This is a genomic window from Clostridium ragsdalei P11 (genome assembly GCF_001675165.1).
In the GTDB taxonomy this organism is placed as follows: Bacteria; Bacillota; Clostridia; order Clostridiales; family Clostridiaceae; genus Clostridium_B; species Clostridium_B ragsdalei.
The window spans coordinates 156,306-169,339 of record NZ_LROS01000044.1; the positions used below are offsets into that span (position 1 = coordinate 156,306).

Consider the following 13,034-nt stretch of genomic DNA (forward strand, 5'->3'; position numbering starts at 1 on the left):
TATTACTTAATTTCAAATTCATTTATATTAACTTTCTCAGTACTTGAAGATTTGATAAAGCCATGATATTTTCCAGACTTAAGAGCAGTTTTAACCTGTAAGTTACCATTTTCAGATTGATTTATGTAACTCAAGTTCCCCTGGCTATCATATAAAGTTAAAGCAATTTTATCATTATCATTTTTGCTAACTGCATTTATATCTATATCATCTGGAGTATTTTCAATTATATTTAAGTTAATTCCAGACTTATTTACATTTACGATGTTTTTTACAGTTGTTTGTGCTATTTTTTTGTTTCCATCAACAACGCAACCTTCTAACACCTTTAGTGCAGCTACAGTAGATGTGTTATCATTTATATTTAAAGTAAAGCTTTCAGAAGCATTTATTGTTGATACATTGGCTCCTGTCAAATTTATGTCAGCTTTATTTTTTACATTAACATTTTCAAATCCACCTGTAAGTGTTATTTGCGGCTCTGAAGTTGAATCCACAATAACTTGTCCAAAAGTTGATTTAGCATCATTTAGAGTCACTAGTGTTGCACTACTTGCTATTTGTGTATCTACTATTTGAGTTCCACTGCTTATCTCAACCTTTACGCTGTTACTGCTATTAACCAGGAGTGAATCAGACTTCACGTTGCTCAAATAAATACTGTGATCTGCCCCAGATTTTACTACTATATTACCAGCGGTAACATTTGTTATAGTGCTAACTCCACTTGTACCTGGATCTATTGTAAGTGTGCCATCAATTTTTACATTTTGAAGAGAAACTTTATCTGCTGATATATTTACATTTCCTATTATTTCGTTCTTATTTCCAGAAGTATTTCCATCATAAGTTTGATTTGCTGAATTTAAACTTAAATCACCTGATGGCTGAACTGGAGTATATCCTCCACTAGATCCTCCTGAAGACCCACCTGAAATATTAGTGTTTTTTCCACTATTTGCTTGGTTGTATGCAGTTATAATATTATCTACAGCATCATCTGGAACTACTTTAGTTCCTCCTAATGCCGTAAATACTGTCTTATTAGAAATATTAGACTTTATAAAATCCTCTACATTTGAGTTTAATCTGTTATACATAAGTACTAAAGGAGCTGATTTCTGTGCTGCAAGAGCTGACCCTGAAAGGGCATCTGCAAATTCATTTCCATTAGGTCCATCTCCTTCAGCTATATACACATTGCTAAAGTCAAGATCAGACTTGAAATTTTCAAGTACAGCTAAGTTTGTTTCAAATCTAGTACTTCCTCCAATTCTCTGTGCATTTGGAAGAGAATTTTTTATATTATCTGATATAACACTTTCTCCACCTATTACATAACTTTTGTTTGCATTTACTTTTTTTATGTATTCAGTGTCTACATCAGGAAGGCTGTCCTTTTCTGATAAAAGTATTGGCATTCCTTTTTTAGATGCTATAGGTGCTATAGAAAGACTGTCTGCATAACCACTGCCAGATGCAACTACAATACTATCTACACTTCCTAGACTTTCAGCTATTTTCACAGAGGTTTCATATCTTGTTGCACCTCCAAGCCTTTCCACATCATTTATACCAATATTCTTCAGCTCAGATTCCACATTATCAGATAGTGAGGCCTTACCTCCAATTACAAAAGCTTTACTTGCTTTAAGGCTTTTTAGCTCACTTATAGTCTCATCACTTAATCCATCTTGCTTGGAAAGTATTATAGGCGCATTGTATTTTTTAGCAAGTGGTCCTGCACAAAGGGCATCTGCATACCCATAACCCTGGGCTATAACTACAGTACTTGAACCATCCTTCCAGCCATTCTGACTTATTTTTAAGGAAGTTTCAATTCTGTCATTTCCACAAATTCTATTTTTACTTATATTTGTATCTGCATACACCTGACTTCCAAAGCCAGACAATGCAATACCTATCATAAATAAAAATGTAGTACATTTACTTATAACTTTTTGCATATTATCCCTCCTTCAAATTAATATAATATTTCTATAATTGCCTATATATTATGGCAATTTAGAATATTCTTTTTATAGTATCTTGATGTAATTAAAAAAGGCCTCCTGTTTTAGGAGACGAAAATACAACGAAATAAATAAAAAGGACCCCTGAGGGTCCTTTTATTTCGAATGTAACTATTTACTTACATCGTAAACATGCATTTTTACATGCAACATATATCTTCCCCTCCGAAAGAATTAACAACATATCAGGCAGGCTTCCTGGCTCGGATTCATCTTACTTCCCTGTCTTCCCAGATATAAATCCAGTGACATAATTAGGGTTTCATCCTCCATACAGTAACGGTGGGCTGCAGTGTTTCTTACACTTTTCCTTTTAACTACCATCTTGATAGCACCTAATACTAAATATTAAATTTTTATTACTTTTGTATCAAGTGTAGTACATATTTTTTGAAAAGTCAACATTATTTTCATAATGATTAAGATAATGTTGAAATATGCATTATTAATTTAATTAAGTAAATTATATAAAAATTAAAACTATTACTTAACTTGAAATTCGGGTATGTTTATTTTATCTGTATTTGAAGCCTTTATAACTCCTTTATATTTTCCAGCGTCAAGTATAGTATTTAAATTCATAGAACCTGTAGTCTGATCTATATACTTAAGATTTCCATCTTCATCATATAAAGTAATAGTAACATAATCCGTATTATTCTTACTATTAGCCTGTATTGTTATAGACTTATTTGTATTCTCAGTAATAGTCAAATTAATTCCTTCATTACTTTTTCCATCAATGCTTACAAGTTTATCTCCTTGCTGTGTAGGTGTAGTATTTCCTCCACCACTGGATCCTCCTTGATGTATCGGGTTAGGATTTGGATTTGGATTCGGGTTGGAATTTTTATTGTTATATTGCTTAACAACACCACTGACAACTGTATCAGGAACTACCATAGTGCCCCCTAGTGCTGTAACAACTGTTTTTTGAGACATATTAGACACTATAAAATTTGCACTATTTGAATTCATAGTTTTATAAATCAGAACTAATGGAGCCGACTTCTGTGCTGCAAGGGCTGCACCTGAAAGGGCATCTGCAAATTCATTTCCATTAGGGCCATCTCCTTCTGCAACATATACGTTGTCAAAGTTAAGATCAGACTTAAAATTCTGAAGTATATCAAGATTTGTATCAAACCTTGTAGCACCTCCAATCCTCTCAGCATTTGGTAGTGAATTCTTCACATCATCTTTAATAACAGCAGTGCCACCTACTACGTAAGTTTTGCTTACACTTTGCCCCTTTATATAATTTTCAACTACATCTGGCATACTGTTACTTCTAGTTAAAAGTATTGGCATACCTTTGCTTGCAGCTATAGGAGCTATGGAAAGGCTATCTGCATAACCGCCTCCCGAAGTAACTACAACACTACTTACGCTCCCAAGTTTTTGCGCTATTTTTACAGAAGTTTCATACCTGTCTGCCCCACCAAGTCTTTCAACATTACTTATTCCAATATTTTTAAGTTGAGCTGTAACATCGTCTGATAAAGAACCTGTTCCCCCTATTACAAATGCATTTTTAGCTTTAAGTCTTTTAAGCTCATCTATAGTGCTTCCACTGAGTGAATCCTTACTAGAAAGAATTATAGGTGCATTGTTCTTTTTAGCAAGGGGTGCAGCACAAAGGGCATCTGCATACCCATACCCCTGTGCTATAACTACTGTGTCTGCTCCATTTTCCCATCCATTTCCACTTATCTTAAGTGAAGTTTCTATTCTATTATTTCCTGAAATTCTATCTTCTGTTACAGCTGCATCAGCATCTGTATTCGCCGCAGAAGTGCTTGAAGCCGTCTCCGCACTTACACTGCCTCCAAATCCTGATACCGCAATGCCTAATACAAATAAAGGCGTAATAACTTTACTGACAATTTTTTTCATACTGACCTCCTTAAATTAATCGTAAACTAATTATTATATATAATTTTATTACCAATTTACCTCACAATTTGGTAGCAGATCTTTAAATCCTACTTAATATCATAATCTATATCCATTCTATATAACTAAAACTATTTTAAATTAGTTATTTACCTGTATCGCTAATTGGTATGGTTATAACATCAGAAATAGGTTTCATATCGTCCAAATTATTCCAAACAAATGCCCTTATTTCATAGTTTCCTTGTGTTGGAAGTTTCATACTACCCGTTAAATCAGCTGAATCTCCTACTGGAATATTCTTATGTGCAGATACACAACTTATAAACTTATTATTATCTTTATTAAACAATGACAATATCAATGAAGCTTCTTGGGTCTCTGTAGAATTATTTTTTACATTTATAGATATTTTAGCATCATTTCCAAGTTTAAACGTTGTACCTTTCGCTAAATCAGTAGTTATCTGCATGGATTTATCTTCCTTGCTATTATCTGTAACCGTTACGGTACATGATGCTGTTTTTCCTCCGTCTTCAGTAGTTGCTGTTATAGTTGCTGTTCCCGCCGCTAATCCTGTTACCTTTCCTGTATTGTCAACTGCTGCTATATCTGTTTTATCACTTGTCCATTTCATGTTTTTATTAGTGGCATCTTCCGGTGCAACTGTTGCTGTAAGCTGAACCGTACTTCCCTTTTCTACGCTTGCACTTGTTTTATCTAAATCTATTTTTGTTACCTTTGTAACTGGTGCATCCTGTGGTACAAAATTATACATAGATCCTTTTCCTTCTTTAAACAATTTATATGCAGTTATTCCCGTAAAGCCTGCTGCTGTTGTTCCTGGATCATTGTATCCATTATACATAAAGCCAGTTTTATCACTAGCAGCAGAACTTAATAATACATCCACAGGATTCTTACCGTTTTTTACAAATCTACTATCTGTTACCGGGTCTATTCCCATGGCACATAATCCCATTATTGTGCTAGCTGTCATAGAAGTATTTGATGAAGCATTACTTGTCGCATCGAACCCTCCATCTGGAGTTTGTCTGTTTTCTAAAAGCTGGATTGCTTTGTCCAATGCTGTTTTTACATCAGCATTTGTACTATAATATGGTGCAAGTGCTGTCATTACAATTGCTGTGGTACTTGACATTGAACCTATTGTTGGTGGCCAGCTATTTGTATTCCAGCCTCCATCACTTTTTTGTTTACTCAATAACTTTTGTATTAGATTTGCTCTAGTCCATGGTGCAGTATCAGGTACATTGAATTTTCCTGAATTCAATGTTATAAGTGCATATGCCCAATTTACTTCATTTCCCAACCCCATAATATCTTGCGATAGAGTTTTACTATCGTATATTTTCTCTATGAGATTTATTCCTCCAAAATTTGTTGGATCTTTTCCTGCTGCTATTACAGTAAGTGTTATTCCTTCACACTTTTGAATATCATCTTTCACATAGTCACCACTACCTGTTAACAAATAATTAGGATCTTGTTTTATCTTATTCTCCTGGTCTGTCAAGTAACTTTCAGGTATTGCTTTGCCTGCTTTAATTAAATCAAACATATGCCATGCATCATCTGTACGTGTTTCAAAAGTTGGGCTTATTCCATCTATAAGTCCGTTTATTGTACTTATATAATCACCTGATTGTGAAGCAGAAGTTACAGTAATTGAACACTTAGTAGTAATATCTTTATTATCATCTGATGCTGCTGTTATATCTGCTGTTCCTGCTTTTACCGCTGTTACCTTTCCATTTGCATCTACTGTTGCTATTGATGTATCGCTGCTTGTCCAATTTACTTTTTGATTAGTTGCATCTTTAGGCGTTATTGTTGGTGTAAGCTGTAATGTATCTCCTTCTTTTAAGCTTGCACTTGTTTTATCTAAATCTATTTTTGTTACCTTTGTAACTAATGTTCCTTGTGTCACAGTCACACTGCAAAGTCCACTGTAAGTGCTGTCACTGGCCTTTGCATAAACATATGCCGTTCCCGGTTTTACTCCTGTTACTTCACCTTTATCTGAAACTGTTACCACACTGGTATCTGTACTTCCCCATGTAATAGTTTTATCTGAGGGTATCTCTGAAGTAATTGTTTGTGCTTCTCCTGTTTTTAAAGATAATGTACTGGATGATAATTTTCCATCCTGTCCATAAAGGTATGTTAATCCTGTAATATCTCCCCATCTATCTTCGTAAGCAGATGTTAGCGTTGTGCCCCTGGCATCTATTACTAGACCGGTATCTCCTGTAAAACTATCTTGTAGGCCACTTTGGTTAATATTACCTGGCAGTTTTATATATTTTAGCGAAGGACATGACATAAAAGAACGGCTCCCTATGCCTGTAACTCCATCTTGTAAAGTAACATTTGCAAGATTTGTACATCCCATAAATGCACTTGTGCCTATAAGTGTTTTAGTTGGAATAGTTATAGAAGTAAGTCCTGTACACCCGTCAAACATAGATGGCATAATATTTGTTATATTCTCAGGTAAAACTATTGATTTCAAATTACCGCAGTTATAAAATTGACCCCTTGTACTTAAACTAGCCATATTGTCTACTGAATATACAATTCCTTTGCATCCACTAAAGTTCAAACTCTTTGCTGTCGTCCAGTCAAAATATTTTTGATCAAATCCTGCATATGTTATAGCTGTATTGTTGGATAAATTTATGGATGTTACTCCTGTAAGATATTTCATTACAGCCATATCACTATCTGTAATATTAGAATTTGACAGGTCAACTTCTCCTTTTATTGATGCCAGGTCAACTGCTGTTAAGTCTCCTGTATAATCACTGCCTTTTCCTGCTGCTTGTCCAAGTTTACTCTTTAATGTTGTATTTGTAATATTTATGCCCTGGCTGCTATCTGTTGTAGGCTCTTGTGTTGCACTTGCAACAGATGTACCTGTATTTGAAGCTTCTGCATAGGTATGGTTCAAGCCCAATAAATCTACTGTAACAAATGTAGAACATACCATAGAAACACAGATTAGCATCTTAATTTTCTTTTTTAACATTTTATCATCTCCATGTATATAATTTAAATTTCTACCTAAACATTAATTATCTATCTTGTCCAATAAATATACTTATAAAATTTAGAAATCTTTTACTTGTTTGACTGGACAGGTACATCTATAACATTGGAAAGGGGATTCATATTTTCAAGACTGTCCCATATAAATGCCTTTATTTTATATATTCCCTCTTCTGGAAGCTTCATAATGCCTGTTAAAATAGATGAATCTCCATTTTTAATCATCTGTTTGCCACATACATAATTGATAAATTTACCATTCTCATCATATAGTGCCACTAATAACGATGCATCCTGGTCTTTACCAGAATTATTTTCTGCCTTTACAGATACCTTTGCATCATCACCCAATTTAAATGAACTGTCCTTTGTAAGGTTAGTTATCTTTATTGGTTTTGTTTCATCTTGAGATCCTGATACCTTTTTCTCTGCTTCAGTTAACTTGCCTACTGTTTCCTGCTTCATGGATGATTTTTGTGCATCACTTAAGGCATCATACAATTTCTCTACTGCATCAACCTTGTCTTTATCGGCTGAAGTAAGCTTGCCTACATCTGGAAGTGCTGCTATGGCATTATTTACAGGCACTGTAGAATTCTTCACATCTGTACAGTCAAATATTGAATTTCTTCCTTCATATGCCCTTACAAGTGAATCAAGTCCCCTGCACATCTGTGAAGGATCATAAGTTGAGTCATCAAATGTAGTAGTACCTTTTTCAATGTCATAAAACTTCAGTGCCCCATCTAAAATAGTCTGCCCATTCTTTATATATTTCTTGTCAAATATATTGACATGTGCCATACCAAGGTTTATATATACCTGGGCATTGGTCCACGGATTGTTATAGTCATATCCCCCGTAGAAAGAACCCAGGTAAGTTTGTGAGTTTGAGATATGATTAAATTCATAATCTATGGCTTGCTTTACATCATAATATTTATCTCCTGGTTTTGCATCCGGATCATAATAGGCTGTAATTGGCTGGTACACCATAGTTCTCATATCAGGTACAGCATTTACTGGCCCAATAGAACCATCTGCAGCTATTGGACTTATTTTAGCCCAACCATGCATATCAGCTTCTAAATCACTCTGCGTAATATGATTTCCATCTTTTGAAACATAGTCAATATAATTATAAGAAGTCAATGCAAAATCTGCATACTGTGGTGTAAAATACTGGACTGACGCTTTTAAATATGCTTTATTTGATATAATATTCAGCAAATCATAAGCCTTTATATCCCTAGGGTCATATCCTATGGAAGTAATCGCCAGAACTAACTTTTCCCATTCTGTCATCTTTACATCCTGTGCCTGTATGCCTGCGTCTTTCATCTTCTGCAGGCCAGTCTGTATACTTTTAAACCAATCATCATAAAAACCAGGTTTTATCCCACTATACCCTGAACGGGCTGATGAAAATACCCCCCAGTCTGAATCTGAAAAAACAATTGTACCTTCTTTTCCTTCTCTTGAAGCCTTATCACCACTCCAGCTGAAATCATTTACTTTATCAATACCTAACTTAGATGCTAATTTGCTGTAGAGGATATCTTCTGCCTTTTTAGCATTTTCTATCTGCTGCTTTTCTTCAGTTTCTGTAGGTGCTGCCGCCCCATTATCTTTAAGTCTGGCATTAGAAACTGAAACCTTACCTACAACAAATTGATATTCATCATTTGTGTCATAAGTAATTTTAAAATCGCCGCCGCTAAGCTTTACAGGCGTTTCTCCAATAGTTGGTGCCGAAAAGTCTGCATTTCCGCCATAGCTAACCTTAACATTATATTTACCTATTAAATCATTATATTGGTTATCTTCAGGAACCAAATTTATATTTGTTATTGTAGTTCTTAAATTTTTAGCTACAGAAGCACTAGTGTCATACATTTTATCTGCGGCTGTTACCTGGAGATCCAGTACCACCTTAGTTGCCTGTTTTACTATATTTCCAGAGTTTAAATATGGATAGCCGCCGTTTATGGAAGAATCTATTTTCCAGGTTTTATCAAAGTCAAAGCCCATTGCAGTATAAGTATCTTTATTCTGCATTTCTTCTGTAGTATAGGCTTTTGGATCTATAGAAGTGTCCCTCTCATTCCATGCATCCCCTACGACATCTTTATCATATGCACAGGTTGCTTCAGACGTCATAACTCGAGCATTCGAATCATAATAAGCTAAATTAACAATTGGATTACAAGTAGAAACATCAATTCCGTCTTTTTGATAAGTATAATTTCCTGTAAATTTGCCATAAAAATAGCAGTGATCTAATACTTTGCCGCCATATCCACAAATTCCTGCACGCTTACTCTGCCCTGATGATTGGTTATTAAAAGTCACATTACTGTAACAATCTTCTACACATCCTGGGTATATAATGCTACTGTTCCGTTTTTGCCTCGTATTACAGCCAACTATTCCTGCTATCCACCCAAAGCCATCCTTGGTTGTGATTGTTCCTGTTGAAGAACAGCGGGTAATTGTACCGTCTCCTTCATTTGCAATTAATCCATAATCTCCCAAACATCCAAGATCTGCTGCTGTAGTTATAATTTCTTTTCCATCTTTAATAACTACATCGGCATCAATTCTAACATTTTCAATAATAGTATTTTTACAAATAACTGCAAATAAACCGGACTTTGCATCATTATAGTTACTTATAGTATGAAAGTTACCATTAAAGGTTCCATTAAATTCATTTGAAGTTGTAAAAGAATTTAATGCAGCAGTTGATTTACTTATATCAATATCCTGGGTTAAAAATACAGTCTTACCTGAATAATCTATTCCATTATCAATATCTTTTCTAAGTTTATTCAAGTCATCTACCGAACTTACAGTGTAATTTCCACCTGCATCCTGAGATAACGAAGGCGTTGATGTTATTTGGGCAGTATCTGCCATAGCCGTATATGGTACAAATATCATTAATGTAAATGTCAGCATCATAACAAAGCTAACTTTTTTCCATATTTTTTTCATTTTGTTCTCCTTTCTAAGTTTCAAAACAAAAACTTTTTGAAATCTTTTACTTGTTTGACTGAACAGGTACATCTATAATATCTGAGAGAGGGTTCATATTTTCAAGACTGTCCCATACAAATGCCTTTATTTTATATATTCCCTCTTCTGGAAGCTTCATAATGCCTGTTAAAATAGATGAATCTCCATTTTTAATCATCTGTTTGCCACATACATAATTGATAAATTTACCGCCCTCATCATATAGTGCCACTAATAACGATGCATCCTGGTCTTTACCAGAATTATTTTCTGCCTTTACAGATACCTTTGCATCATCACCCAATTTAAATGAACTGTCCTTTGTAAGGTTAGTTATCTTTATTGGTTTTGTTTCACCCTGAGATCCTGATACCTTTTTCTCTGCTGTGGTTAACTTGTCCACTGTTTCCTGCTTCATGGATGATTTTTGTGCATCACTTAAGACATCATACAATTTTTCTACCCCATCAACTTTGTCTTTATCGGCTGACATAAGCTTATCTACATCTGGCAGTGCTGCTATGGCGTTATTTACAGGCACTGTTGAATTCTTCACATCTGTACAGTCAAATATTGAGTTTCTTCCTTCCGCTGCACGTACAAGGGAATCCAATCCTCTACATATCTGAGCTGGTTCATAGTCAGTGCTATTAAAACTTGTAGTGCCTTTTTGAACATCAAATCTTTGAACTAGTGCACCATCTATCATAGTTTTGCCATCTTTTATGTATTTCTTATCAAAAATATTGACATGTGCCATACCAAGGGTCATATATACCTGGGCATTTGTCCATGGATTGTTTAAGTCAAATCTGCCATCATTATCTGTAAAGCCTCCCCAGAAAGAACCTTTATAAGTCTGGGAATTTGAAATTTGAGCAAGTGCATAATCCATAGCCTGTTTTACATCATAGTACTTGTCCCCTTCTTTTGCATTTGCATCATAGTAGGGTGCCATTAACTGCAGCCCCATAGTCCACATATCAGATGAAGCATTTTCGGCTACTTTTGAGCCATCCTTACTTTGTCCACTGCAAGCACTTTTAGCAGCATCATGTATGCTCTTCTCAATATAATCCTTATCAACGTGATTTCCGTCATTTGGAACATAATCAAGGTAATTATAAGAAGTTAATGCATAAATTGCATACTCATGTGAAAACATTTGAGCTGATACATCTAAATACTTTTTATTTGATATAATATCCAATAAATCATAAGCTTTTATATCTCTCGGATCATATCCTATTGAAGTAATTGCTAAAAACAACTTTTCCCATTCTGTCATTTTTACATCCTGGGCTGTTATTCCTGCTTCTTTCATTTTCTGCAAGCCTGTCTGTATACTCTTAAACCAGTCATCATAATATCCTGCTCTTATTCCCGTATACCCTGAGCGGGCCGATGAAAATATTCCCCAGTCCTCATCTAAAAAAACAACATTTCCTTCTTTTCCCGGTTCAGTAGCTTTATCTCCAGCCCAGCTAAATTCAGGCACATCTCCTGCAATACCCAGCTTTTTACCTAATTTCGTATAAAGAATATCTTCTGCCTTTTTTGCATCTTCAATCTGCTGCTTTTCTTCATCTTGTGTAGGTAATGCTGTACCATCGTCAAGAAGTTTGGCAGTAGATGAAAGTACTTTGCCAAGTACAAATTGATAATCTTCAGTTGAATCATAATTTATTTTGAGTTTGCTTGGCTCAATATTTATAGGAACATCTCCTATAGTTGGTGCATTGAAAAACACATCTCCACTGTAAGTTACAGTAACATTATACTTGCTTATTAAATCTGCATCTTTATCAGACTCTGAAATTACCTTAAAAGTTGCCGTGGTTTTCAGACAATCATCTATATTTTTAATAGGCTCAGAACCAGGTACAAATACTTTGTCATTAGCTGTTACCTGTATATCTACGGGTACTTTAGTTGCTACTTTATCTGTACCTGTATTTTCAGTATTTAAATAAGGATACCCTCCATTTATAGACGGATCAATTTTCCACGTGTTATTAAAATCAAATCCCAGTTTAGTATAACTATCTTTATTTTTCATATCTTCGGTAGTATAACCTTGTGCACCACTAGCGGTCTCATATATAGGTCCTAACACACCTTTATCATATGCACATGTATTTGCCATCGTTGTAACTTTAGTTTGCATATCATAATAAGTACTGCTCACAATTGGGGAGGTATCACCAGAATATCCTCCACTATTTCCAGTAAATTTACCATAGAAATAGCAATTATCTATTTTCTTACCAGTTTGTCCACAAATTCCTGAACGTATTATGGAATATTTTGCGTTTACTTCATTGTCAAAAGTCACATTACTATAACAATCTTCCAAGGTTCCTGCTGTCTCTAAATTTTCCCCATCTACTAGTCTGTACAAGTCATCATTGCCAACTATTCCCGCTACACGATGACCACCTGTTGTTATAGTTTTAATTGTTCCTGTTGAAGAACAGCGAGCAATCGTACCCCCAGCTTCATTAGCAATTAATCCATACTCTGAAGCATCATGAGATTTTATAGTTGGATTTTCAGTAGTTACATTAGCATCAATTCTAACATTTTCTACAATACCATCTTTGTCTACAATCCCAAATAAACCTGACTTTGAATCTGTATAATTACTTATAGTGTAATATTTGCCATCAAAAGTACCATTAAATCCTTTATTAGTAGTAAATGATTTTAAAGGCACATTTGATTTACTTATATCTATATCATTTTTCAATACAATTTTCTTACCACAATAGTCTATTCCATTATCAATATCTCCCCTAAGTTTATTCAAATCCTCTACTGAACTTACAGTATAATTTCCATCTGTATCCTGATATAACGAGGGCATTGATGATGTTGTTGACGAAGTATCTGCCATAACCGTGTATGGTGCAAATGTCATTAATGTAAATATAAGCATCATAACAAAACTGGCCTTTTTCCATATCTTTTTCATTTTCTTCTCCTTTCTAAATTCTAAAATTATGTACTATAAAC

5 protein-coding genes and 1 riboswitch are annotated in these 13,034 nt (G+C 34.6%); all 5 genes read right to left on the reverse strand.

All coding sequences use genetic code 11. The annotated features are described in order from the left end of the window. Nucleotides 1–2: 2 nt before the first annotated feature. Entirely contained in the window at nucleotides 3–1,967 is a 1,965-nt protein-coding gene (locus tag CLRAG_RS15850) for a cell wall-binding repeat-containing protein (protein WP_065079282.1), read from the reverse strand. A gap of 237 nt (nucleotides 1,968–2,204) precedes the next feature. Beyond that, nucleotides 2,205–2,387: riboswitch (cobalamin riboswitch) on the reverse strand. Nucleotides 2,388–2,516: 129 nt separating this feature from the next. Further along, a complete protein-coding gene (locus tag CLRAG_RS15855; RefSeq protein WP_065079283.1) occupies nucleotides 2,517–3,929 on the reverse strand; it encodes a cell wall-binding repeat-containing protein in 1,413 nt (470 codons plus the stop codon). A gap of 145 nt (nucleotides 3,930–4,074) precedes the next feature. Further along, nucleotides 4,075–6,981, reverse strand: coding sequence for an Ig-like domain-containing protein (locus tag CLRAG_RS15860; protein WP_065079284.1), 2,907 nt, complete (start codon nucleotides 6,979–6,981; stop codon nucleotides 4,075–4,077). Nucleotides 6,982–7,073: 92 nt separating this feature from the next. Next, nucleotides 7,074–9,998, reverse strand: coding sequence for a hypothetical protein (locus tag CLRAG_RS15865; RefSeq protein ID WP_065079285.1), 2,925 nt, complete (start codon nucleotides 9,996–9,998; stop codon nucleotides 7,074–7,076). 46 nt (nucleotides 9,999–10,044) lie between these two features. After that, on the reverse strand, nucleotides 10,045–12,993 hold the full coding sequence (locus CLRAG_RS15870; RefSeq protein WP_065079286.1) for a hypothetical protein: 2,949 nt from the start codon (nucleotides 12,991–12,993) through the stop codon (nucleotides 10,045–10,047). Between the last annotated feature and the right edge of the window lie 41 nt (nucleotides 12,994–13,034).